This is a genomic window from Gemmatimonadota bacterium (assembly GCA_041390125.1).
Taxonomy (GTDB): Bacteria; Gemmatimonadota; Gemmatimonadetes; order Longimicrobiales; family Gaopeijiaceae; genus JAGQIF01.
In genome coordinates this window covers 84,440-109,413 of the sequence record JAWKQN010000014.1, presented here as the reverse complement: position 1 = coordinate 109,413, position 24,974 = coordinate 84,440, and the positions used below count along the sequence as shown (strand labels likewise).

Here is a 24,974-nt window from a genome sequence, read left to right as displayed (position 1 = left end):
GCGCGGCGCTTCTCCCTGATCGATCCGGCGCGCACTTTGCGCGGCCAAAGCAGGGCACTTACCCGCAACTCGTTGTGTCGCAGCGTTTTGGCGGTGCGGTCCGCTTCGGCATGCGCTCTGCCCCCTCCTTCTGTCGAACGCTCAACCCTTCGGGAGGCAGCAACGATGATCGATAGAACCTGGACCCTCCGTTCCTCGCTCGGTGGTTTCGCGGCCGTGGCCGCCATCGCAGCCACCGCGGCGTTCACGCCCGGCCCGGTCGCGCAGGAAGCTTGCATGGCGACCTTCACTCCCGGCTCGGTGCGCGCGTCCGAGGACGCCGTGTCGGTGCTGGTGGAGATGAGTGAGCCGATCGGGGAGGTGGGTATGGTCGAGGCGCAGGAAGGCAGCGGGATCGAGCCCGGCGCCTACGATGCGCAGCGCAATTCGCTGGAGCTCGACACGTCCGGTGCAACCGCGGGTGAGTGGGAGATCACGTTCCGCGGTGGTGAGGACATGGTCTGCACAGGGACGCTGACCGTCGAGTCGAGCGGCCGCTAGTGCTTCCGGCCCGGACTCGAGCTTCGATCGCGCCTGCGACGGTTGCGCTCGGAAAGATCGTAGGACTTGAGCTTGTTCCGTACGGTCTTCACGTCCATTCCGAGACGGCGCGCGGCTTCGGTCTTGTTGAAGCCGGTCTGCTCCAACGTCGCCAGGATGAGCCGACGCTCCGCGTCGGCCGCCGTGATCCCGACCGGGAGCACGAGGCGCGTCGGGGGGGAAGCCGAGTCCGGGCCCCCCACCTCCTGCGGGAGGTGGTGGGGACGGATCCATCCACTCCGTGCCCGGATGGCGGCGTGCTCGACGGTGCGGCGCAACTCCGGGACATTTCCGGGCCAGGGCGCCTGGCGCAGCCGCTCCAGGGTGGCCTCATCGAGGCCACGCACGGACAACCGGTGCAGCCCGTTGGCCTGCCGGACCACGTGTTGGGCGATGGCGACGATGTCGGATTCACGCTCGCGGAGGGCCGGCACGGCCAGGACGAACACGCCCAGCCGATAGTAGAGCTCCTCGCTGAGGTCGCCGTCCTCCACCAGCGTCAACGGCTCTTCATCGCAGATGGCGAGCACGCGCGGGAGGTCGTCCGCGACCTCCCCGACCGCGTGCAGGCGGTCGAGCAACCCGACGAGCTGCTCCTGGGCCAGCGCCGGAATGCCGGTGAGGCCCTCCAGCAGCAGCGTCCCGGCGTGTGCCTCGGAGAGCAGGTGGGGGAGGTCCGAGAAGGCCGCCAGGTCGGTGCGCGGGCGTTTGCCGTCGTGCTCGACGGAGAGCGACGCCGGCGCCGCGGCGCGGCCGTCCTGGACCGCTCGCAGGCGCACCCACGGTTGATCGGCCCTGCCGCTCAGGGCGTGCAGGGCGCGCGCGAGGGTGCGGCGACCGCTTCCGGCCTCGCCCCAGAACACGGCGGGCGCACGCGTCGCGCTCAGGATGGACAGATCACGCAGCACCGCCAGCAGAGGCGATTGGCGCCCCACCGCGATGGCGGGACCGCCTGCCTCGAGGATACGGCGAAGCAACAGCGTACCGGGCTCCTCACCTGGAGTGGGAGCCGTCGAATCGGCTTCCGGATGCATGCAGCACGCCCAGGGGGGGATGGTGGAACAAGACGCAGGAACCGCGTCGTGCGCCTCTGAACGCACGATGCGTTCCCACGCGGCGCCCTGGAGTCGAAAGGAGGAGGTGGCAGTGCGTCGCGGACGGAATGGCCTGTCGCAATGGGCCGATTCCGGGTGGCGGGGGGAGCGCTCCCGCGTCACCGAACCCCTGATCGGTCCGCACCCCCGGTGGGCCAGGATGGGTCAGGTTCGTTTCGGAAACGCTACAGCGAAACACGACCTCCGGCCCGAGTTCGGGTCGGGGGCTCTCGCCAGAACACCAGAACAGGAGTGACGTGATGAACAGGGTGGGGACTCGATGGGCGCTGCTCATGGCAGCGCTCGCGTGGGGAGTCGGAGCGTGCGATGACGACGAGGGGCCACTCGAGCCGGAGACGGGCTCGATCCGCGTCAGCGTCGCGACGGTTGGACAGGACGTGGACGACGACGGCTACACCGTCTCCGTCGACGGCGGCAGCGCCCTCCAGGTGGATCCCAACGCGGGCGTCCTGGTGATCAACAACGTGGATGCGGGCTCACGCTCGGTCCTCCTGGGCGACGTCGCCGCGAACTGCACGGTCGGCCAGACCAATCCGCTGGCGGTCACGGTGGTGGCCGGGGATACCGCGGAAGCGGCCTTCACGGTCAACTGCACGGGCCTCGGTGGGGACGTCCTGGTGCGGACCATCACGACCGGGGACAGTATCGATGCGGACGGATACCTGGTCCGGCTCGGGACGGACAGTGCCTCGATCGGCGCCAACGATTCGGTGACCTTCAGCGGGGTCGACGAGGGCGATCAGTTCGTGACCCTCGAGGGTCTGGCGGCCAATTGCGTGGCAGCCGCGGATTCGCAGAGCGTGAGTGTGACTGCCGGCGCCCTGGCGACGGCGGAGTTCCAGATCGCCTGCGCGGCGCCCGTGACGGACAGCGGCACGGTGATCGTGACCACCACGACCACGGGCGACAGCCTGGACGTCGACGGCTACACCGTCACGATCGGGTCCGTGGTGGAGCCGATCGGGATCAACGACACGCTGTCGCTGACCGGCATTCCCGCCGGGACCAGCACGGTGACGCTGTCCGGCCTGGCCGCGAACTGCACGGCGGCCGCGGATACCGCGTCCATCACGCTGGTCGGCAACGACAGCGCGACGGCCGACTTCTCGGTCACGTGTCAGCTCCCGCAGCAGACGAGCGGGACGGTGATCGTCTCCACCACCACCACGGGTGATTCCGTGGACATCGATCCGGATGGCTACACCATCACGGTGGGTGGGGTGACGGACTCCATCGGAGTGAACGACACGGTGACCTTCTCTCCGGTGACGGCGGGTGCGAACCTCGTGCAGCTCGCGGGCCTGGCCAGCAACTGCACGGCCGCACCGGCGGACACCACCACCATCACTCTGGTGGGCAATGACACCGCTTCCGTAGCCTTCGCCGTGGCCTGCACACCGCCCGCGAGCGTCAGCCAGGAGCGGATCGTCTTCACCACCGACCGCGACGGCAACGACGAGGTCTACATCGTCCAGACGGACGGCACCGGTCTCGTGAATCTGAGCAACGACGCCGCGGCAGATGGACAGGCGGTGTGGTCGCCGGATTCGACCCGGGTGGCCTTCCGGTCCGAGCGCGACGGCAACGGCGAGATCTACGTCGTCAATGCCGATGGCACCGGGCTCGTGAACCTGACCAACGATCCCGGAGACGACTCGCAGCCCGCCTGGTCGTCGGACGGGACGCGCATCGCCTACCGTACCGATCGGGACGGCAACGGTGAGATCTACGTGATGAACGCGGACGGGACGGGCAACGTGAACCTCACCGGCGATGCGGGCGACGACTCCTGGCCCACGTTCTCCTTCGACGGGACGCAGATCGCGTTCGCGACGGATCGCGACGGGAACAGCGAGGTCTACACGATGGACGTGGATGGTCAGAACCAGACCAACCTGTCCAACGACGCCGGGAAGGACACGCAGCCGGCGTGGTCGCCCGACGGCACCCAGCTCGCCTGGGTGACGGACCGCGACGGCAACGACGAGATCTACGTCGGTGACGCGGACGGCTCGAACGCCGTCAATGTCACCAATGATTCCGGGGCCGACTCGCGGCCCAGCTGGTCGCCCGATGGCAGCGCGCTGACCTTCGGGACCGACCGGGACGGCAACGGGGAGATCTACTGGATGAATGCCGATGGCACGGGCGCGGTGAACCTGACGAACGATCCCGCGAACGACCGGGATCCGTCGTGGGGCATCATGCGCTAGTTGGAGTGCGGGGCCCGCGGAGGGGTGTACCACCCTCGCCCTTCGTGGCGTCCGACTCGATCCCCTACGTGTGGTCCCGCCTCCTTCGGCCTCCCTGCCCTTCGGGTGGGGAGGCCGAGCTACGTCGGGGCGCGGTGCGCGCTGCGCTCCCTGCCACTAAGCTCGGGTGTCCACCCCCGCGTCCAACGCGGGGGCGATCATCCCGGAGGACCGCCTCCCCAACCCACCGACCCATGAGTGACGACACGCTCTTCGCCCGCATCGTCCGCGGGGAGATCCCGGCTGACATCGTCCACCAGGACGACCTCGTGACCGCGTTCCGGGACATCCATCCGCAGGCGCCGGTCCACATCCTGATCGTCCCGAATCATGTGATCCCGACGGCCGACGATGTGTCCGAGGCGGACGAAGCCGTGGTCGGGCGGATGGTGCGGGTGGCGGCGGAGCTCGCGCGGCAGGAGGGGATCGCCGAAGATGGCTACCGCCTGCTCATCAACTGCCGCGCGCACGGGGGGCAGGAGGTGTTCCACCTGCATCTGCACCTGGTGGGGGGCAGACCCCTCGGCCCCATGCTGAGCCGGGCCGGGGGCTGAAGGGGCACGCCGGGACGACCCGCGACTCGCGGACCCCGCCGGAACCGGACCCCCGGGCGCCCCGCGGGAGGGCTGGAGCCGCACGGCCCCCTCCGCGAACGCCTAGACGCCGTTCGGCCCGGGGCTCAGTCGACCGTCGCCGCCGTTGGGACCGCGCAGGTCCTGTTCGTTGCGCCGCTTCAGACCCGCGGCGCGGGCCACGTCGGCGTCGAGGATGCGGCGGATGGCCTCCAGCTTGGCCTCGACGTCTCCGGGCGTGTCGTCCATGGAGCCGCGCCCGGTCAACAACCAGTGGCCGTTGATGCCCAGCGCGTCGGGGAGGCGCAGCAGCTGGTCCGCTTTGGGCTCGGATGGATTGGTCCGGCTCAGCCACTGGCTCACGGTGGCCTGCCGCACTCCGATGCGTTTGCCAAGTTCGGTCTGCGTGATGCCTCGAACGCTCATCGCCAGGCGCAAGCGATCGCGGAAACCCGCGAGGACGTCACCGACGGGGGAGGTGATCAATTCCGGCTCGTCCTTCATCAAACTCCTACATGGGGCGCGCCCGGTGCGAGCGTGCCCTGGTCGAACGGGCACCAACGTATTGGCCGCCCACGGACCCGGCAAGCGACGGGCCAGGGGTCCGGGCGGCGCCCTTCGCGGGCTCTGGCGTAGGCGTTGTCCCCACTGCGGATTAGGACCTCCGGGCGCCTGACCATCGGGTCCGGGGAAGCCGTGGGGCCCCACCCGACCGCCGCTCTCCGAGGGGCGCTGGACGACCCGTTCCGTTGCCTGCGGAAGGGCCCGATCGGCGTGGGCGCAGGCCAGGAGGGGCGTCCGTCGGGTCGGGGGGCGTGGGGGAGGGGGCTCGGGGGCTGGAGCCCCCGCCAGCCGCGCCCGGCGGGAGGAACCGCTCCCCTGGAGAGGGACCCGGCTGGGGTTGGCGCCCCATCCCCCGTGGCGCTATCTTTCCCGGCTCGACTACACGGAAAAGACCCGGGACGTACATGGCCAAGAAAGGCAAGATCGAAAAGAACGAGAAGCGGCAGGAGCTGGTCCAGCGCTACGCGGAGCGCCGGCGGGCCCTGATCGCCATCATGAAGGATCCCGACGCCACCTCGCTGGAGAAGCGCGAGGCCCAGGCCAAGATCCGCAAGATGCCGCGTGACGCCAGCCCCGTGCGCGTCCGCAACCGCTGCCAGTTCTCGGGTCGCCCGCGGGCGTACCTGCGCCGGTTCGGGCTCTCCCGGATCGCGTTCCGGGACAACGCCCTCGAAGGGATGATCCCCGGGGTCCGCAAGTCCAGCTGGTAGGGAATCGCGGACCCGGGTCACCCGGGGACGCCGTAGGGACGAAAGGCCGCCGGCTCGTGGGAGCCGGCGGCCTTCGTGTATCCGGACGTGACCCCCTTCCGTCCCGGGCGCCCCGACCCGTCAGGCAACCAGCTCCCGCGGCCGCGATGCGGGCGGGGTTCCCGAGGTAGCCCGCCCTGGGGCGCGCGAGGGGTGCCGGTCGGGGCGGCCCCTACCGGGCCGCCCCCCGGTCGTGGAGGCTCAGAAGCTCGCCACCACCGCGACGGTGAAGACGGAATCGGTCTTCCCGAGCGGCGTCAGGACCGTCCCGGTGCCCGAGGCCAGCGGGACCTCCACCAGGGAAGGCTCGTTGTCGAAGAGCAGCTGGAGGCTGGTCTTGATGGCGAGGTTGGCCGACATGGTGACGGTCAACGAATTGGTCCAATCCGCCCGCAGATCGGACGTCTCGTTCAGGTTCTCGTCCACGCCCAGCGTGCTCGCGAACACAGTGGTCTCCGTGAGACGGCGCAGGGCGTCGTACTCCGCCCGCAGGCCGAGGAACGAGTCCTGGGAGGTCGGATCCTCGACCACGTCGTCCTGGATGGTGTACGTGAGGCCGAGATCGGTCTTGAACCGGCGATCCTCCGTGTCCACCCAGGCGCGGCCCGCGCCGCTCACGAAGTTGTACCGGTTCTGGATCCCGGCGAACGTGTTGCGGTTCCAGCCCGCGCCTCCGAACAGGTAGGCGGCGCTTCCGACCTGATGATCATAGCGCGAACGCAGGTAGTAGTTCTCCGCGGTCAACTCGTTGTTGGTGTCCTCGACGACGTCGAAGTCGGTCGACGTGCCGGTCGCCGTCCGCGTGATGATCCCCGATTCCGTGCGTACACCCCCCGCCGCGAGCTGGAAGGTGGCCCGGGGCCAGTTGTAGAGCAGGGTGTTCTTGAGGCCCAGGGTGCTGGCCGAGGCGTTCCCCCCCGTCATCACGAACGTGAGCTCGGCCTGATCCGCCCAGCCCAGCGGCCGTTCGTCCTGGGCGGCCAGGGGGGCGGCCATCCCCGCGGCCAGCCACGCCAGCGCGATTCCGTATCGAAGACCCGACATGTCCGATCTGTCTCCTGTGGTTCGGTTCGATGCGCTCCCCGGGGGTACGGGAGCTCCCTCCGTCCCTCCGGCGCCTCGTGCGACGGAGCGGTGGATGGCTGGAAAAGTCACACGGGGCGGTCGGAGCGCGAAGGCGCGGCCGCGGGTCGACGGGTCGAGCCGCACCTGCAGCGCGTCGCCTACCCCTGCTTGACCACCTCGTCCAGGAACGTGGTGTTGGCCACCGCCACGGTGCGGCCGTCCTGGTCCAGGAGCGTCTGCGTGGGCGTGATGGCCTTGAGCACGCCCCGCTCGCCCCGGATCTCCATCTCCTGGCCGATCTGGAACGTCTTCCGGGCGTAGAATCCGGCGATGATGTTGAGCGTGATGCGTCGGCTGCCGAGGCCGAAGGACAGCGCGAAGGCCGCGGCCATGCCCACCAGGAGGGCCGTCACCACGATGCGGACGATGTCGGTCTCCACCTGGAGCTGACCGATGGCCATGATGCCGACGATCGCCAGGACCACGGCGCCCACCATGCCTCCGAGCGAGCTGGCGAACTCGATGCCGGAGTTGGCGGCTGCCTGGGTGACGGCACGTCCGGCGAACTGCGCGGCGGCGCTCCCCAGCACCAGGATCACGGCGGCCGCGAAGACGTTGGGCAGATAGCCCATGAAGGTGCCGATCGCGGAGGAGACCGACGTGAGCCCCAGACCATCCGCGGCCGCCCGCGCCAGCAGGATCAGCAGGAGATAGTAGACGACCTTGGGCAGGATCTGCGACAGCGGAGCCGTGATGCCGAGCTGTCGCAGGGAGCGATCCAGCCCGCTACGGGTCACCAGCCCGTCCAGCCCGACGCGCCGCAGCACGAGGCGTACGAAGGCGGCCACCACCCGGGAGATGACGACCGCCACCACCAGGAGGATCAGTGCCAGCACCAGCTTGGGGATCCCCGCCACCAGGCTCAGGCCGAGGTCGCGGAACGCCACCGTCAACTGCTCTCGCATCTCGTTCATGCGTCGTCCGTCCCACCTTCCTTGAGGGTGCTTCCCCTGGAGTCCAGGCTCTCGAAGGCCGCCCCCACGTACTCCATGAGCACGAGGAACGGCGTCCAGAGCCAGAAGCGCGTGACGTCCGCCGCCAACTCCCGGCGCCGGATGGTGTTGCCGATCCTCGCCAGCACGGCCGGCGGAACCGGGTCCCTCAGGGTGCGCAGCTCGACCACGGGTGGGCCGAGCTCGTCGTCCGTGAGGGGTTCGTCTTCTCGGGGGTGGGTGTCCTCCGGCACGGATCGCCCGCTCAGCTGGCCATCGCGTGCACGTCCTGCAACGCCTCGTAGCGGCGGCGGAATTCCTCGCGGCCGCGCTTGATGCGCATCTTCACCGCCGACAGCCCGATGCCCAGCGCCTCGGCGATCTCCTGGTACGACAATTCGTCCATGTCACACATGATCAAGGGCACGCGCAGCGTGTCGTTCATCTCCGACAGCACGGCGTGGATGGCCCTGCGGTGCTCCTGCCGCTGCAGCTCTCCGTCGGCCTCCGGTTGCACCGTCAGCGGTCCGGAGGCCGCTGCGGGTACGTCGTCGAGCGCCTCGAGGCGCTCACGCTTGCGCCGATCCATGAAGTTGAGGCAGTGGTTGACCTTGATGCGCTGCAGCCAGGTGCCGAACTGGGCGCGCCCTTCGAAGCCGCGCAGGCCGAAATAGGCTTTGACGAACACCTCCTGGGTAAGGTCGGGCGCGTCGTCGCGCGATCCGGTGAGGTAGCGGCAATTGGCGGAGATCCGCTCCTGGTGGCGGCGGACCAACTCGTCGAACGCGCGCAGGTCGCCGCGTCCGCTCGCGAGCGCCCGCTGCACCAGCTCGTCGTCGGAGATCGGGGAAGGTGGGAGCCGCTCGTCCTGCATCCGGCCTGTCCCGGGGGTGGTTTTCTGCGTGCGGAGAAGCTCCGGCGCCGGGGGACGACGCGCGGAGTCGCAGGAAAGAAGGCGCCGGCGCCCGCGCCGCGCAAGGCGTGTGCACGCTGCACCGTGTGGTCCGTGGGGGTCCAGCGCGGTGGGGACCGGGCCGGTGGCGGTGGCCGGCGCTCCCCTGATAGCTTGGCCGCGGAGCGCCGGAAGGCGCTCCGGGCGGTCGGCCGGGGGGTCGCCGCTCGCGGAGTCCGGCACCTCGGAAGGAGGCTCAAGGTGCTCAAGGAGTTCAAGGAGTTCGCCCTGAAGGGCAACATGTTCGACATGGCGGTCGGCATCATCATCGGCGCCGCGTTCACCACCGTCGTGGGCTCTCTCGTCGCCGACATCGTCAGCCCGGTCGTCGGGCTCGGCGTGGGCGGCTTCGACTTCACCCAGTTGTTCGCCGTACTGAAGGAGGGGACGACCCCCGGTCCCTACCTCACCATGGCGGCCGCCGAGGAGGCGGGCGCCGTGACCCTCAACTGGGGCAAGTTCATCAACGAGGTCATCACCTTCCTGATGGTGGCGGGAGCGACCTTCATGCTCGTGAAGGGCTACAATGCCGCCAAGCGCAAGGAGGAGGCTGCGCCGCCCCCGCCGGCAGCGCCTCCCGCGGACGTCGTCCTGCTCACCGAGATCCGCGATCTCCTGGCGCGGACCAAGACGCCGGTGATCTGAACGGACGCCGGGCCGCTGAACGCAGAAACGGGGTGGGGGACGTCGGGTCCCCACCCCGTTTTCGCACCCGCTGCATCGGTCAGTGCGTGCCGGCGTTCCCCCCGCGAGGCTGCTGCTCCGCCTGGGAGACCGCCATCCGCACGGGTACGAGCGTGTCCGGCGTGACCGACATCGACGTGATCCCCGCCTCCACCAGGAACGCCGGGATCTCGTCCGGGTGGTCGGACGGAGCCTGGCCGCAGATCCCGATCTCCAGACCCTTCTCCTGGAACGCACGCACCGCGGTCCGGATCATCGACTTGACCGCGGGGGAGCGTGCGTCCACGGGGTGGCGATAGCCCTCCAGGTCGTCACGGGAGACGGCATACACCGTCTGCACCAGGTCGTTGGAGCCGATGGATCCACCTGCCAGCTTCATCTCCTCGATGAAGCGCTCCGCCTCGATCACGTTGGAGGGTAGCTCGATCATCAGATACAGCGGGACGCCCGCACGGTAGGACAGACCTCGCTGGTCGAGCAGATCCACGACCGCGCGCCCTTCCTCGGGCGTGCGGCAGAAGGGCACCATGAGCTGCAGGTTGTCCAGCCCGATCTGCTGGCGCACGAAGCGCAGCGCATCGCACTCCATGTCGAAGGCCGGCGTGAACGCGGGGTCGAGATACCGCGAGGCGCCACGCCACGCGATCATCGGGTTCTCCTCCACCGGCTCGAAGAGGCGTCCTCCGAGCAGGTCGCGGTACTCGTTGGACTTCAGGTCGGACAAGCGCACGAGCACGGGCCTGGGATAGAACGCCGCGCAGATCAACGCCACGCCGTAGCGCACCTGATCCACGAAGAACTCACGCCGGTCGGCATACGCCGGCGTCCGGCGCTCGATGGCGCCCACCAGGGCGCGCAGCTCCTTGCGGCCCTCACGCTCCAGGCGCTCGCGGTAGGGCTCGAGCTCGGGCGCCAGCGGCCCGCCGCCGGCATAGTCGCGCAGCTCCTCGAAGTAGAGCAGCGCGAGCGGATGGATGCCCACCTGCGCGGTGAGGATGAACTCGAGCCGCGCCAGACCCACGCCGTCGCTCGGCAGCATGGCGTCGTGCAGGGCCTTGTCGGGGAACCCCACGTTCAGCTTGACCTGGGTCTGCATCTCCCCGATCTCGCCGATGTCCACCTCCTCCACCTGGAACGGATGGATGCCGGCGTACACATAGCCGGTCTCCCCCTCCGCGCAGGAGCCGGTCACCTCCATCAGCGGCTGCAGGATCTTCGTCGCGTCCTCGCAGCCCACGATGGCGGGGATCCCGAACTCGCGGGCCACGATGGCCGCGTGCGAGGTCCGGCCGCCCTTCTCGGTGACGATGAGGGAGGCCTCGCGCATGAGCGGCTCCCAATCCGGCGTCGTCATCTCCGTGACGAGCACGTCGCCGGGATCGAACACGTGCTGCTCCGCCGGCAGATCCTGGACCGCGTGGCCTTCCTTGATCTGCGTGCGCAGGGCCCGCTTGCGGACGATGACCTCCTCGTAGCTCTTGTACACGCGCACCTTGCCGGAGGCGATCCGCGTCCCCACTGCGCTCCCCGTGGCCAGCACCTGGCCCTTCTTCTTGAGCGAGCGCACCAGGTCTGGATCCATGGTGTAGGTGCGCAGCGTGGTGTGCCCGTCCTCCCCGTGGACGGTCTCCGGGCGGGCCTGCACGATGAACAGCTCCCCGGTGTAGCCGTCCTTGGCCCACTCGATGTCCATGGGGCGGCCGTAATGCTCCTCGATGAGCAGGGCCATCTTGCCGAGCTCGACCACCTCCTCGCGCCTGAGCGACCACTGCCGCCGGCGGCTGGCCTCCACGTCCACGCTCTCGGTGGCCGTGCCGCCCTGCATCGCGTAGACCATCTTGCGGTCCTTGGCGCCCAGGGTGCGATGGACGATGGGGAAGCGGCCCTTGCGCAGCGCATCCTTCCACAGCAGCACCGTGTCCGGCGAGACGCTGCCCTGGACCACCAGCTCGCCCAGTCCGTAGGTGGAGCTGACGTGGATGATGTTCGGATTGCCGGAATCGGGGTCGATGGTGAACATCACGCCGGAGGACGCGAGGTCCGAGCGCACCATCTTCATCACGACCACCGACAGCGCGCCTTCCAGCGGGTCCATGTCACGGGACAGCTGATAGCCGACGGCGCGCTCGGTGAACGCGCTCGCGGCGCATCCCTTCCAGGCCTCGAGCACGCGCTCGAGACCGCAGATGTTGAGGAAGGACTCGTACTGGCCGGCGAAGGAGGCCATGGTGGAGTCCTCGCGCGTGGCCGAGGAGCGCACCGCCACGTCCACGTCGGCGCCATACTCGTCGGTCAGGCGCGCATAGCCGGCGGCCAACGCCTCCCGCACACGCGGTGGCAGAGGCGTGGCCTTCACGAAGGCGCGCGCGAGCGCCGTGCGGCCGTGCATCTCCAGGTGGTCGTCGGTGGGGGCGTCCCGGAACAGCCGGGAGAGCGCCGCGCGCAGCGTGGGCTCGCGCTGGGCCTCCAGCCGGATCCGACCCACGTGCTCGGCCTCCAGCACGCCGTCCCAGGTGCCCCGCTCGACCGGCGCGTCCAGGAAGACCTGCCAGGCCTCCACCGTCGTGGCGAACCCGTTGGGGACCCGGAGCCCCTTGGCCACGAGGGCCCGGTACATCTCGCCCAGGGACGAGGCCTTCCCCCCGACGATCCCCGCATCTCCCATCCCCACCTCGGAGAACCAGAGCGTGAGGGGCTTGTCCGTGGACCGTGTTTCCCGGACGCCGGGGATGGAATCGGTCGGGGCTTCAGGGGTGGCGGTACGACCGGGCGTGGCGGAAGCCTGGGGGTCCTGGATCTGGCTCATCGTCGGCAGGGTCCGGTAGGGGCGGGTGCACATGCAGGTCGGGAGCGGCCGGACCCCCTGCCTCGGGGGTCGGCCGCCCGCGGCCCATCCAAACCTGCTGGTGCAAGCCCTGTTCCGCCAACCTTACGGCCGGCGCAGTCAACCGGCGGGCGACGTCCTCAGACAGGAGCGGACGGCGGCCACGGCGGCGTCGGCCGTGAGGCCGAACTGCGCGTAGAGCTCCTCGAACGGCGCCGAAGCCCCGAAGCGGTCCAGGCCCAGCGCCGTACCGGACTCGCCCACCCAGCGGCTCCAGCCCAACGTAGATCCCGCCTCGATGGACACCCGGGCCCGTACGTCGGGCGGCAGGACCTGGTCGCGGTAGGTCGCGCTCTGCTCCGCGAAGAGCGTCCAGCTGGGCAGGGAGACCACCCGGGTGGCGATCCCCTCCGACTGCAGCGTCGCCCGCGCCTGCACCGCCAGATCGACCTCGGACCCGCTGGCGATCAGCACCGCGTCGGGCGCGCCGCCTTCGGCCTCGATCAGCACATATCCGCCCCGGCGTAGCCCCTCCGCGCTCGCGGCGCCCGCTCCTCGATCGAGCAGGGGGACCGTCTGACGCGTGAGCGCCAGGAAGGACGGACCCTTCCGCTCCACGGCCACCCGCCAGGCCTCGGCGGTCTCCGGGCCGTCACACGGCCTGAGGTCCACGAGCCCGGGGATGGCCCGCAGCGCCACCAGCTGTTCGATGGGCTGATGGGTGGGGCCGTCCTCACCCAACCCGATCGAGTCGTGCGAGAAGACGTACACGACCGGCAGCTCCATCAGGGACGCCAACCGGATGGACGGCCGCATGTAGTCGGAGAAGATCAGGAAGGTCCCGCCGAAGGGACGGATCCCCCCGTGCAGGGCCATCCCGTTCATGATGCCCCCCATGCCGTGCTCGCGTACGCCGTAGAAGACGTTGCGACCGGACGGGGTGTCGGGCAGCAGGGGAGCGGCGTCCTTGATGGTGGTCTTGTTGGAGCCGGCCAGGTCGGCGGAGCCACCCACCAGCTCGGGCACGCGCGCCGCCAGGGTCTGGATGACCCGGCCGGAGTGGCCGCGCGTGGCATCCGCCTTGGACGAGGTGCCGACGCGATCGAGGTCGTCCTCCCAACCGTCGGGCAGCGTGCCCGCCATCACGCGTAGCAGCTCCGCCGCCAGCTCCGGATGCTCCGTCCGGTAGCGGGCGAAGCGCTCGCTCCAGTCGCGGTGCAGGGCCGCGCCCCGGCTCCGGGCCACACCCCACGCCTCCCGCGCCTCGGGAGAGACCCAGAAGGGCTCCATCTCCGGGTAGCCCAGGCTCTCCTTCGTGGCCCGGATCTCGTCGGCGCCGAGCGGTGCGCCGTGCGCCTTCTCGGAGCCCGCCAGGTTGGGGCTGCCGTAGCCGATCACGGTGCGCAGACCGATCAGCGAAGGCCGCTCGGTCTCGGCGGCCGCCGCCGCCAGCGCGGCATCGATGGCCGCCAGATCGTTGCCGTCCTCCACGCGCTGCACGTGCCATCCGTACGATGCGAAGCGGGCCAGCTCGTCCGAGCTCGAGGCCAGATCGGTCGATCCGTCGATGGTGATCCGGTTGTCGTCGAACACCCAGATCAGCTTCCCGAGCTTCTGGTGCCCGGCGAGCGCGGCGGCCTCGTGGGAGATGCCCTCCATCAGGTCGCCATCGGAGCAGAACACCCAGGTCCGATGGTCCACGATGGTGTGACCGGGCCGATTGAAGCGGTCCGCCAGCCACCGCTCCGCCAGCGCCATGCCCACGGAGTTGGCGACGCCCTGTCCGAGCGGTCCCGTCGTGGTCTCGACGCCGGGCGTGTGGCCGAACTCCGGGTGCCCGGGGGTGCGCGAGCCCCACTGCCGGAAGCGCACGATCTCCTCGATCGGCAGGTCGTAGCCCGTCAGGTGGAGCAGGGCGTAGACCAGCATCGAGGCGTGCCCGAGCGACAGCACGAAACGGTCACGGTCCAGCCACGTCGGATCGGCCGGATCGTGCCGCAGATGGCGCGTCCACGTCAGATAGCCCAGTGGCGCCAGGGCCATCGGCGTGCCGGGATGCCCGGAGTTGGCCTGCTGTACGGCGTCCATGGCGAGCACCCGGACGGCGTCGATCATGAGGCGTTCGAGCGCGGGGGCGGGGCGGGTCGGCGTGGACTGGCTCATCGGCTCCGGCGGTGGACGGACAGGGTGCGTGGGGCCGCTAAGGTAGGGCTCGACGGGGACCCGGGGGAGGGTGGCCTTCCCCCAAGCCGAGGGGGTGAGGGGCCTGCCGATCGCAGGCGGCTCCCGGGAGCGGGCGGCCGGTACCGGCGTCCCCCGCGGGGCACCCACCCGTACCGTCGGGGAGGCTCCCGTTCTAGCTTTTGCGCGCGGCGGAGCGGGCGGTGCCTCCCGTGCGCGTCATCCTGGATCCCACCCGTCCCTCGCGGCCATGCGCCTCGTCTCGTTCGATCCCCTCCGCACGCTCGGCTGGCCGGGCGTAGACGTCCTCAAGCCCGAAGCGTGGTTTCGCGCGCAGGAGCAGGTCCGGGCAGCGGATTGGGTGCTCTTCCCCGCGTACTGGCAGGTCAACACGCTCGCGTATGCGTGGCGCAAGCGCATCTTCCCGAACGCGGCCACCTACCACCTCGGTCACGACAAGGTGGAGATGACCCGCGCGTTCGAGGCGGTGGTGCCGCATCACACCCCCCAGACGCTCATCCTCCCCAACGAGGACTGGGCCCGCGAGCAGGTGCTGGACGAGCTCCGCTTTCCCTTCGTGGCCAAGGAGCGGCGGAGCAGCATGGGGCAGGGGGTATGGCTCATCCGCGACCGGGCCGCCTGGCGCGCCTGGCACGCGGGCCGCGAGGAGCTGTACGTGCAGGAATACCTGCCCATCGAGCGTGACGTGCGCGTCGTGTGGGTCGGCGACGAGGTCCTGCTCGCCTACTGGCGCGAGGCGCCCGAAGGCGGCTTCCACACCAACGTGGCCCGGGGTGGCCGGATCGTGCTGGGCGGTGTGCCCGACGAAGCGATCCGCCTCGTCACGGACGTCGCCACCGCGCTCGGTGTGGACCACGCCGGATTCGACGTGGCGCTCGTGGACGGGTTCCCCTATCTGCTGGAGTTCAACGTGCGCTTCGGCACGCGTGCGCTCGAGGAGCACGGCGTGGCGGTGGCGCCCGCCGCGCTCCGTTGGCTCGAGCGCACCTCCGTTCCTCCCATCGAGCCGGGAGGCACCGTCTGGCCCCGAGCGGGCTGAAGGCCCTCCCGCTCAGGCGTGTCCGGCGCTCAACCCGCGCGGTGTGAGCGCCCGCTCGACCCGTCCCAGCAGGTGGTCGGCGAGCAGGGCCAGCGCGGCGGCGGGCAGCGCGCCCGCGAGGATGAGCCGGGTGTCGTTCAGGTACAGCCCCGTGACGATCGGCTCCCCGAGACCCCCCGCGCCGATGAACGCCGCCAGCGTGGCGATGCCGATGCTGATGACGGTGGCGGTGCGGACGCCGGCGAGGATCGTGCGGGTCGCGAGCGGCAGGCGGATGCGGATCAGGATCTGGCGCTCCGTGAGGCCCAGACCCCGTGCGGCTTCGATCAGGTCGGGGTCCACGCCGCGGATGCCCGTGTACGTGTTGCGCAGGATCGGCAGGATCGAGTAGAGGAACAGCGCCACGATGGCCGAGCGGGTGGACAGCCCCAGGCCCGGCACCGCGATCATGAAGGCGAGCAGGGCGAGGCTGGGCACGGTCTGGATGGCCCCGGCCGCACCCAGGCCCACGCGCTCCGCCCACGGATGCCGGGTGATCCAGACCCCGAGCGGGACGGCCACCAGCACGGCCAGCAGCACCGCGATCCCCGTGAGCTGCAGGTGCTCGGCGCTGAGGCGCAGCGTCTCCTGCCAGCGGCGGGCGAAGAAGGCCGGAAAGCCACCCTCCCGTCGCGAAGCGGAGGCGGTGGTCCCGTCCGCGTCCGGCGTCAGCAGACCTTCCTCCTCGAGGAACGCCCGGGCCACGTCCGCGGGATCGGCGCCTTCCGATTCCACCGCATCGTTGAGCGCCAGGATGCGCGTGTTGGGGAGGCGGAAGGCGAGCTCGGCCAGCACCGGCTCGATCTCGGGATGCGCGGCCAGCGTCTCGGCCCGCACGAGCGGCGCGGCGTTGTACGGTGGGAAGAAGCCGCGGTCGTCCACCAACACACGCAGATCGTAGCGCAGCAGCTTGCCGTCGGTGCTGTAGGCATCGATCAGGTCCACGGCGCCGGTGCGGATGGCGTCGTACGCCAGCCCGTGTTCCAGCGCCCGGACGCGCTCCAGGTCGAGGTCGTAGAAGGCCGACAGGCCGGGCCACCCGTCCTGGCGGTTCATGAACTCGATGCTGAAGCCGGCCGAGATCTCCGCCCCGGCGTCTGCGAGATCCGAGATGCGCTCGACGCCCAGGGCCTCGGCGCGGTCCGGGTCCATGGCCAGCGCATAGGTGTTGTTCAGGCCGAACGGGGGCAGCCATTCCAGGTCCCAGCGGGACCGGAACGCGCGCTGGACGTGCAGGAACGCCTGCAGTCGATTGTCGATGCGACCCTCCTCCTCGAGGAGGATGGACCAGCCGGTCCCCGTGTACTCCGGGTAGAGGTCCACCTGACCCGTGGTGAGCGCCTCGAAGCACACCAGGGTGCCACCCAGACTCCGGCGATGCTCGACGGTGAGGTCGGTGTGCGCCCGGAGCATCTGCGCCATGATCTCCCCGAGCACGGCCGACTCGGTGAAGTTCTTGCTCGCCACCACCACGACGTCGGACTGTCCCACGAGCGCGGCGGGCGCCGCTGCCATCCAGCTCGCGCCGATGAGCAGCCAACGTGGCCACAGGCGGCCGCGTCTCGCGACCGGGTCTGCAGCGCCCGGTGGCTCGCCGCCGCTACGCCAGCGCACCGTGATCCTCCAGGTGACGCTCGAGGAACCGGGCCACCTCGTCGTTCGCGGGCGAGGTCCGGTACTCCTCCAGCGTGCCCACCTGCAGCACGCCGCCGCGCGCCATGAGCGCGACGCGGTCGCCGAGCAGGAAGGCTTCGGCCAGGTCGTGCGTGACCAGGATCATGGTCTTGCGGACCTCCTGCTCCAGCTCCAGGAACTCCTCCTGGATCTGCCTGCGCGTGACCGGATCCAGCGCGCCGAACGGCTCGTCCAGCAGAAGGATCTCGGGGTCGAGCGCGAGCGCTCGGGCCACGCCGACGCGCTGGGCCTGGCCGCCCGACAGCTCCGCCGGATACCGGTCGCCGAAGCGATCGGGAGGGAGGCGCACGAGCGACAGCAGCGCGTCGACCCGCTCACGTGTGCGCTCACGGCTCCACCCTTCCACACGTCCCAGCAACCCCACGTTGGCGCGCACGGTCAGGTGGGGGAACAGCGCTCCGCTCTGCACCACGTAGCCCATGCGGCGGCGCAGGCGGATCGGGTCCATCTGGGCGGTGTCCTGGCCGTCGACGAGGATGCGGCCGGCGGTGGGCTCCAGGAGCCGATTGACCAGCTTGAGCGTCGTGGTCTTGCCGCAGCCGCTGGCGCCGATCAAGCAGAGTGTCTCGCCGGCGGGGATCTCCAGCGTCACGTCACGGACGGCCACCACGTCCCGGTTGTCCTGACGGAAGGACCGCGTCACCGACTCCAGACGGATCACCGTCGTCTCAGGCCGGCTCGGTGAGCGGCCCGGGCAGCAGCTCGTTCAGCGAGAACCAGCCGCGCCGGTCCAGCCACTGCCGGCGCAAGCTGAAGCCGGCGGCCCGGGCCAGCGCCAGCAGCGCGGCCGGGGTGAACTTCCTCGAGATGCCGACCTGGATGGGCTGGCCGGCCTCCAGGCGCACCTCCTCCTCCAGCGCGGTGATCCAGCTGCTCTGGGGCTCCCGCGGCGCCACCCGCAGGTTCACCCGCCGCGTGCGGATGCCGCGATGCTCGGGCTCCGCCACGTAGGTGGAGGCAAGCTCGAAGCCGCGCGGATCGAAGTCGGCACCCAGGTGCTCGTTGATGCGCCTGACCATGTGGGCGAAGAAGCGGCGGCACGCTTCGTTGCGGTTGTAGGCGGCGTCCAGGACCTCGGCATCCTTGTCCAGGTCCACACCCACCACGAGGCGATCCTCCGGGCCCATGCGCTCGCGCAGTCGGTGCAGGAACGCCACCGTCTCGGGGATCGACTCGAGGTTGCCCAGGGACGAGCCCAGGAAGAACAGCAGCTTGCGCGGCCGGGCCGGGATGCCGGCCAGCACGTCCTCGAACAGACCCTGACGCGGGTCGACCCGCACGCGCTCGCCGAAGCGCGCGCGGATGTCCTGCTCGGTGCTGTCGAGCGCACCCTGCGAGACGTCGATGGGGATGTACGTCACCGGTTCCTGCGCGGCCCAGGCGCAGACCTCCAGCACGTGGGAGATCTTGCGGGCCGAGCCGCAGCCGAGCTCGACCAGCAGGCTCTCCTCGTCCCAGATGTCACGGGCGTGGCTCGCGAGGATCTCCTCCTCACATCCGGACAGGTAGTACTCGTCCGTGCGGGTGTAGCGATCGTACAGGCGGGAGGCGACCGAGTCCCAGATCCAGGCGTGGTCGAAGCGCACCACGCCGTCGTCGGACGCGAAGGCGTCGCGCGCAGCCTCGGCGAAGCCGTCTTCCACCTCCGCGTCCGGCGCACCGGTGACGCGATAGCACCACACGCGGAAGCGCGCGTCCGGATCCTTGCCCGGCAGGTACGGCTCCGGGTCCGTGCACTCGACCAGCGACCAGATCCCCTCCGCCTCCAGGCGCTCCATGCGGGAGCGCACGCCCATGGCGTCCTCCTCATGGAAGTCCGTCCGCAGCGTGAAGACGACGAGGCCGCCCGGGCGGACCAGGCGCAGGATCTCGTCCAACGCCTCCGCCGGGGCCTGCCCGTAGGAGAAGACCCCCACCAGCACGGCGGCATCGAAGGAATCCGTCCGGTAGCGATCCACCGGCACGGAGAGGTCGGCGACCCCGACGCTGCGGTAGAGGCCCTTGGCCCGGGCCACGTCGAGCATCGCGGGGGAGAGATCCACGGCGTGCAGCTCCCGGAATCCCAGCGCGTGCAGGGCCTCGCCCGCCGCCCCGGTGCCCGCTCCGGCGTCGAGGACGCGGGCCACGTCCGGGCGGTTCAGGTGTCGCTGCAGGACTTCGGCGGTGCGATGGTGTCCGAAGAACCCGATCGCGTCGTGGTCCTCGTCGTAGGTGGCGGACCACTCCGCGTAGAGATCCTGGAGGTCGGCCGTGGTGGTGGCTTGATAGGCGAGCGACCAGATGCGCTCGACGCGCTCGGCCACATGGGGAGGGAGATCGGAGACGTCGGGAGGGGTCGTGGCGTTCTGGGTGGTCATGACTCCGGGTCGGACGTGGGGAACGAGGCGCGGGAGCGGCGCCGTCCAAACGCGCAGGGATCGAGGGCGGCCAGGCGGCACGGGACGTGTCCGCGCCCGGTCCTGGTGGGGCGATTCACCCGCAGAGCGACCTGATCACGCGAGGATGCGGGGGACGGCTGAACAAGACGTATGTGTAGCGCGCGGAGGCCGCCCTGTCCAATGCGCTGTGGAGGGAGAGCCGACGATCGACGCCGGCTCTCCCTCCCGCAGGATATACGCTCCCTACGACACCGGGCGATTCGCGCCGAAGCGGAAGTCGGCGGGAGGCGCGGCGCCCAGCAGGTGACGCACGAAGTAGTCCCACCGCCGCTTCATCATGTAGGGCTCGTTGGCGAAGCCGTGGCGGCGATTGGTCATCATGATCAGGTCGAACTCCTTCCCGGCGGCGATCAGGGCATCGGCCACCAACAGGGTGTTCGAGGGAGGCACGTTGTCGTCCATGGTGCCGTGCGCCAGGAGGAGCTTCCCCTTCAGATTGCCCGCGAGCAGCTGGTTGGCCTGGTTGTCGTAGGAGGTCGTGCCGTCCGGCCGCGTCTCCAGCAGGCCCTGCCACTTCTCGCCCCAGTCGTCCTCATAGTTGCGGTTGTCGTGGTTCCCCGCTTGCGACACCGCCACCTTGTAGAAGTCCGGGTAGCGCAGGATCCCGGCGGTGGAGGCGAATCCCCCGCCGCTGTGACCCCAGATCCCCACCCGGTCCAGATCCATCCAGGGGCGGTCGGCGGCGAGCTGACGGATGCCGCCGACCTGGTCGGGCAGGCCATTGTCGCCCATGTCGCCGTAGTAGGCCGCGTGGAAGGACTTGGAGCGCATGGGCGTGCCCATGGCGTCGAGCTCGACCACGACGAAGCCCAGCTCGGCCAGCGCCTGATGATCCCGCCGCGACGGGTTGAAGGCCCGACTCCCCACGCTGCCGGTCTGGGGTCCCGGATAGAGATAGTTCACCACCGGGTAGGCGCGATCGGGGTCGAGGTCGGAGGGCGTGTACAGCAATCCGTAGAGGTCGGTCACGCCGTCGCGCGCCTTGACCGTGAACGGCTCGGGGGGCTGCCAGCCGGAGGCCACGAGCGCCGAGATGTCCGGCTCCTCCAGGCGCAGCACCTCGCGTCCGCGGGCATCGCGCAGCACGCTCCGGCCCGGGGAGACCGGCGTGGAGCCCGTGTCCACGAACCAACGGCCCGAGGGGGACATGGAGATGTCGTGGTGGAGGCTGTCGGGTGTGAGCAGCGTCACGCGGCCGTTGTCCAGGTCGAGCCGGTAGAAGTACTCGAAGTACGGATCCCCGGGTTCGCGTCCCGAGCCCGTGAACCACAGCTCCCGTTCCTCCCGGTCCAGGTGCCGCACCTGGAGCACGTTCCATGGACCCTGCGTGACCTGCCGCTTCAGGGCACCGGTGCCGAGGTCGTACAGGTAGAGATGGCCCCAGTCGTCACGCTGGGAGAACCACAGCGCCTCGTTGGCGTCCGCCAGGATGTGCCAGTTCACCATGTCGTTGCCGGACTCGAAGAAGGTCTCCACCCGTTCGTCCAGGACGTCGCGCACGGCTCCGGTCTCGGGATCGGCGATCCGCAGCACCGCCTCCTTGTGGTCCCGGCTGGACGACACGAAGGCGAGCTGACGGCTGTCCAGACTCCATTCCACGTCGGAGAAGGTGCCGTTGCAGTAGATGTGGTCGCAGATGGTGGAGCGGTGGATGTCGGCCGGCATCTGCAGGCGCACCACGCGCGCGTCGTCCACGTGGATCACCACCCGCTCGATGCGGAACACCACGGAGTCCCCCGGAAGCGGGTACTTCCAGGTGTCGACCTCGGGGTGTCCCACGTTGGTGGACACCAGCGTCATCTCCCCCACGCCCCGGCCGTCGTGCTGGAACGTGGCGATCTTCCGTGAATCGGGAGACCACAGCAGCACGGGCCGGTCCGAGCGCACCCATCCGGCGTTGTTGGTGGCGTAGCCGAAGTCCTCCACGCCGTCACGCGTCAGGGCCCGCTCCGTCCCGGAGGCGATGTCGTGCACCCACAGGTTGTGGTCGCGGATGAAGGCGGCCCTGTTGCCGTCCGGGGAGACGACGGCGCTGGTCGGCACCGCGCTGTCCGCGGCGCGGCAGGCGCCGCCGGTGGCGCACTCCCAGACCGTCCCCTGCACCCGCACCCGCAGGCCTCCCGGGACGTACTCGAACCCCGCGAAGGGCAGATTCCAGGGATCGATGTCCGACCCGGTCGCGGTGCCGAGCGCGGCGGCCAGCGCCTCGTGATCGAACGCGGCCTCCTTGCGACGGCGCTCGGCGTCCACGCGCACGAACTCCAACCCGCGTTCGGTCCGGGTGCGGTACCAGAAGACGTTGCCATCCACCCAGGTGGGTCGTACGAGCGCGCCCCGCATGAGCGGCGCCGTGGACGTGCCCAGGAGGGTTTCGGCGTGCTGGTAGTCCGCCGCGGTCAGCGAATCCGGCGTGTAGGGCCGGGGCGCGCCCTGGCCCTGGAGCGGCCGGGCCGGGGCGGAGGCGAGGGCACAGACGAGGGCCACGGCGAGGAGACGGAGCGACATCGGGGTGTCCGGATCGAGGTGCGCGCACCCGCGAGGCGCCCTGCCGGCGCCCACGGCGACGGCTCCAAGATACCCCGCGCGCGCCGCTGCGCACCCTGGCCGGCGACCGGAGCGACGCCGGGCCGCACGCGCGCCGCCGCACGTACGGCCCGGAACGACCCTCGGCGGCCGGGGTGGCCGCCTCTCCGGATCAGCCCACCACGAAGTTGAGCAGGCGCTCCGGCACGTAGATGACCCGCCGCACCGTCATGCCGTCCAGGTGACGGGCCACGCCGGCATCGGCGCGCGCCACCCGCTCGGCCGTGGCCTGGTCGGCACCGGCCGGGACCGCCACGGTCGCGCGGGTCTTCCCGTTCACCTGCACGGCCACCGTCACTTCGGTCTCGCGCGCCTTGTCGGCATCGAACGCGGGCCACGGGGCCCCGGCGAAGAGGCTGCCCTCATGGCCCAGGCGCGCCCACAGCTCCTCGGCGATGTGCGGTGCGAACGGGGCGACCAGCACCACCAACGGCTCGACCTCGGCGCGGCAGGACGCCCGGCCCCCCGCTCGCACCACGTTGAGGTACTCCATCAGGGCGGCGATGGAGGTGTTGTACTGGAGCTGGGCCACCTGCTCGCTCACCTGGGCGATGGTCTGGTGCAGCTTGCGCTCGACGTCCGGATCCGGGGCCGGCGCCACGCCGTTGGCTTCCGACTCCACCACCGACAACACGCTCTCCCACAGCCGGTGCAGGAAGCCGTAGGGGCCCTGGATGCCCTCGTCGCGGTAGTCGCCACCCTCCTCGAAGGGCCCCAGGAACATCAAGTACAGACGGAACGTGTCCGCTCCGAACTCCTCGATGATGGGGTCGGGCACGATCACGTTGCCCTTGCTCTTCGACATCTTGGCGCCCTCACGGATGATCAGACCGTGGGCGCGGAAGCGCGTGAAGGGCTCCTCGAAATCGAGGTGCCCCAGATCGTGCAGTGCCATGGTGACGAAGCGCGCGTACATGAGGTGCAGGACGGCGTGCTCGTTGCCTCCGATATAGCAGTCGACGGGCAGCCAGTGGCGGGTGACCTCCGCGTCGAAGGGTCGATCGTCCCAGTCCGTGGACGGATAGCGCAGGAAGTACCAGGCCGAGTCCAGGAACGTGTCCGAGACGTCCGTCTCCCGGCGGGCGTCGGCGCCACACGATGGGCACGACGTGCGGTACCAGCTCTCGACGCGCGCCAGTGGGCTGATGCCCGAGTCGTCCGGCTTGAAGTCCTCCACGCGCGGCAACAGCACCGGCAGGTCGGATTCCGGCACGGCCACCGGGCCGCACGTGTCGCAGTACACGATCGGGATGGGAGGACCCCAATACCGCTGTCGCGAGATGCACCAGTCGTGCAGGCGGTAGTTGATCCGGCGCTCGCCCAGGCCTTCCGCGTCCAGCCAGTCGATGATGGCCCGCTTCCCGTCGGCCACGGCCAGACCGTCGAAGCGACCCGAATTGACCAGCCGTCCGTTCTGGTTGTCCACGAACGCTTCGGTGAGCGGTGTGGTCCCGTCTTCCTCCGGGGCCGCCACCACCCGTACGATGGGCAGCGCGAACGCCGTCGCGAAGTCGAAGTCGCGCTCGTCGTGACCCGGGACCGCCATGATGGCGCCGGTGCCGTAGCCCATCAGCACGTAGTCCGCCACCCAGATGGGGACCTGCGTCCCCGTGGCCGGGTTCACGCAGAACCCGCCCGTGAAGACCCCCGTCTTGGACTTGTCCGCCTTCTGCCGGCTCACCAGGTCGGTGCGCCGGGCCTGATCCCGATACGCGGCCACCTCCGCCCGCCGAGGCGCCGAGGTCACCGCGTCCACGAGCGGATGCTCCGGCGCCAGCACCATGTAGGTAGCGCCGAAGATCGTGTCGGGCCGGGTCGTGAACACCTCGATGCGGGCGTCCAGGCCCACCACCGGGAAGTGGATCGACGCGCCTTCGCTCCGGCCGATCCAGTTCTGCTGGGCCTTCCGCGTGGTGTCGGACCAGTCCAGCGTCTCCAGGTTGTCCAGCAGGCGCCCGGCATAGTCGGTGATCTTGAAGAACCACTGCGCGATGCGCCGCTGCTCCACCGGGGTGTCGCAGCGCTCACAGGCGCCGGCGATCACCTGCTCGTTGGCGAGCACGGTCATGCAGGACGGGCACCAGTTGACCGGCGCCTCCTTGCGCTCCGCCAGGCCGGCCTTGAACAGCTGGACGAAGATCCACTGCGTCCAGGCGTAGTAGGCCGGGTCGGTGGTGTCGACCGTGTGGGCCCAGTCGAACATGCCCCCGATGCGGCGCAGCTGGCGCGTGAAGTTGGCGACGTTCTTCGGGATCAGGTCCATCGGATGCACGCCCACCTTCAGGGCGAAGTTCTCCGAGTGGATGCCGAAGGCGTCGAACCCGATCGGCTCGAAGACGTCCTGGCCCGTCAGACGGCGATAGCGCCCGTGTACGTCGGCGCCGGTGAAGGCGTAGATGTTGCCCACGTGCAGCCCCTCCGCGGAGGGGTAGGGGAACATCATGAGGTTGTAGTAGGGGCGGTCGGCGCCGGCGCGCAGCTCCGCGGCGGTCCGCCGGTTGGTGCCGCGCTCCTCCCAGATCCCCTGCCACTTCTGTTCGACGGCCGCGGGGGAATAGGCCGTGCGGGTCTCGCTCGCCATGACGTATCCGGGACTCGTGGATGCCAGCGCTGTGCTGGAGAATCCCTAA

General features: G+C 70.1%; 19 protein-coding genes. 6 read left to right on the top strand and 13 right to left on the bottom strand.

Features of this window, described 5'->3' with window-relative positions:
• Positions 1-165 precede the first annotated feature (165 nt).
• Complete coding sequence (locus R3E98_16100) at positions 166-540, top strand: hypothetical protein (GenBank protein MEZ4424935.1); 375 nt, start codon at positions 166-168, stop codon at positions 538-540.
• Here R3E98_16100 and R3E98_16095 read toward each other — a convergent pair.
• Complete coding sequence (locus R3E98_16095; protein MEZ4424934.1) at positions 537-1,556, bottom strand: helix-turn-helix domain-containing protein; 1,020 nt, start codon at positions 1,554-1,556, stop codon at positions 537-539. The genes R3E98_16100 and R3E98_16095 overlap by 4 nt on opposite strands.
• 377 nt (positions 1,557-1,933) lie before the next feature.
• Between R3E98_16095 and R3E98_16090 the strand changes: the two genes are divergently transcribed.
• The gene (locus tag R3E98_16090) at positions 1,934-3,907 is read left to right on the top strand and encodes a DUF5050 domain-containing protein (GenBank protein ID MEZ4424933.1); all 1,974 of its coding nucleotides are present in this window, start codon (positions 1,934-1,936) and stop codon (positions 3,905-3,907) included.
• Between the two features lie 233 nt (positions 3,908-4,140).
• Positions 4,141-4,500: an HIT domain-containing protein gene (locus R3E98_16085; GenBank protein ID MEZ4424932.1), complete on the top strand. Its 360-nt coding sequence runs from the start codon at positions 4,141-4,143 to the stop codon at positions 4,498-4,500.
• A gap of 102 nt (positions 4,501-4,602) precedes the next feature.
• Here the strand turns inward: R3E98_16085 and R3E98_16080 are convergent, their stop codons facing one another.
• Complete coding sequence (locus tag R3E98_16080; GenBank protein MEZ4424931.1) at positions 4,603-5,022, bottom strand: helix-turn-helix transcriptional regulator; 420 nt, start codon at positions 5,020-5,022, stop codon at positions 4,603-4,605.
• Between the two features lie 464 nt (positions 5,023-5,486).
• Between R3E98_16080 and rpsN the strand changes: the two genes are divergently transcribed.
• Entirely contained in the window at positions 5,487-5,792 is a 306-nt protein-coding gene (rpsN, locus tag R3E98_16075; protein MEZ4424930.1) for a 30S ribosomal protein S14, read from the top strand.
• 240 nt (positions 5,793-6,032) lie between these two features.
• Here rpsN and R3E98_16070 read toward each other — a convergent pair whose 3' ends face one another.
• The 4 genes from R3E98_16070 to R3E98_16055 form a co-directional block, all read right to left on the bottom strand.
• Positions 6,033-6,875, bottom strand: a complete 843-nt coding sequence (locus R3E98_16070; protein ID MEZ4424929.1) for a DUF481 domain-containing protein — start codon at positions 6,873-6,875, stop codon at positions 6,033-6,035.
• Positions 6,876-7,054: 179 nt separating this feature from the next.
• The gene (locus R3E98_16065; GenBank protein MEZ4424928.1) at positions 7,055-7,870 is read right to left on the bottom strand and encodes a hypothetical protein; all 816 of its coding nucleotides are present in this window, start codon (positions 7,868-7,870) and stop codon (positions 7,055-7,057) included.
• Positions 7,867-8,079, bottom strand: coding sequence for a hypothetical protein (locus R3E98_16060; GenBank protein MEZ4424927.1), 213 nt, complete (start codon positions 8,077-8,079; stop codon positions 7,867-7,869). The genes R3E98_16065 and R3E98_16060 overlap by 4 nt, the downstream gene beginning before the upstream one ends.
• A 74-nt stretch (positions 8,080-8,153) precedes the next feature.
• Entirely contained in the window at positions 8,154-8,762 is a 609-nt protein-coding gene (locus R3E98_16055; GenBank protein MEZ4424926.1) for an RNA polymerase sigma factor, read from the bottom strand.
• Between the two features lie 279 nt (positions 8,763-9,041).
• Between R3E98_16055 and mscL the strand changes: the two genes are divergently transcribed.
• Positions 9,042-9,485: a large conductance mechanosensitive channel protein MscL gene (gene mscL, locus R3E98_16050; protein MEZ4424925.1), complete on the top strand. Its 444-nt coding sequence runs from the start codon at positions 9,042-9,044 to the stop codon at positions 9,483-9,485.
• A 79-nt stretch (positions 9,486-9,564) separates the two neighbouring features.
• On the opposite strand, the gene ppsA is transcribed toward mscL, so the two are convergent.
• The gene (gene ppsA / locus R3E98_16045) at positions 9,565-12,330 is read right to left on the bottom strand and encodes a phosphoenolpyruvate synthase (GenBank protein MEZ4424924.1); all 2,766 of its coding nucleotides are present in this window, start codon (positions 12,328-12,330) and stop codon (positions 9,565-9,567) included.
• Between the two features lie 138 nt (positions 12,331-12,468).
• Positions 12,469-14,511, bottom strand: a complete 2,043-nt coding sequence (tkt, locus tag R3E98_16040) for a transketolase (GenBank protein MEZ4424923.1) — start codon at positions 14,509-14,511, stop codon at positions 12,469-12,471.
• A gap of 268 nt (positions 14,512-14,779) precedes the next feature.
• On the opposite strand from tkt, the gene R3E98_16035 reads away from it, so the two are divergent.
• Positions 14,780-15,589, top strand: coding sequence for a hypothetical protein (locus R3E98_16035; protein ID MEZ4424922.1), 810 nt, complete (start codon positions 14,780-14,782; stop codon positions 15,587-15,589).
• Between the two features lie 12 nt (positions 15,590-15,601).
• Here R3E98_16035 and R3E98_16030 read toward each other — a convergent pair whose 3' ends face one another.
• The 5 genes from R3E98_16030 to leuS form a co-directional block, all read right to left on the bottom strand.
• Positions 15,602-17,242, bottom strand: coding sequence for a glycine betaine ABC transporter substrate-binding protein (locus R3E98_16030; protein ID MEZ4424921.1), 1,641 nt, complete (start codon positions 17,240-17,242; stop codon positions 15,602-15,604).
• Positions 17,229-17,984, bottom strand: coding sequence for an ATP-binding cassette domain-containing protein (locus tag R3E98_16025; GenBank protein ID MEZ4424920.1), 756 nt, complete (start codon positions 17,982-17,984; stop codon positions 17,229-17,231). The genes R3E98_16030 and R3E98_16025 overlap by 14 nt, the downstream gene beginning before the upstream one ends.
• Before the next feature lie 7 nt (positions 17,985-17,991).
• Positions 17,992-19,680: an L-histidine N(alpha)-methyltransferase gene (locus R3E98_16020; GenBank protein MEZ4424919.1), complete on the bottom strand. Its 1,689-nt coding sequence runs from the start codon at positions 19,678-19,680 to the stop codon at positions 17,992-17,994.
• Between the two features lie 264 nt (positions 19,681-19,944).
• Positions 19,945-22,266, bottom strand: coding sequence for a DPP IV N-terminal domain-containing protein (locus R3E98_16015; GenBank protein ID MEZ4424918.1), 2,322 nt, complete (start codon positions 22,264-22,266; stop codon positions 19,945-19,947).
• Between the two features lie 190 nt (positions 22,267-22,456).
• Positions 22,457-24,925 (bottom strand): leucine--tRNA ligase, encoded by a 2,469-nt coding sequence (leuS, locus tag R3E98_16010; GenBank protein MEZ4424917.1) that lies wholly within the window; start codon positions 24,923-24,925, stop codon positions 22,457-22,459.
• Positions 24,926-24,974 lie beyond the last annotated feature (49 nt).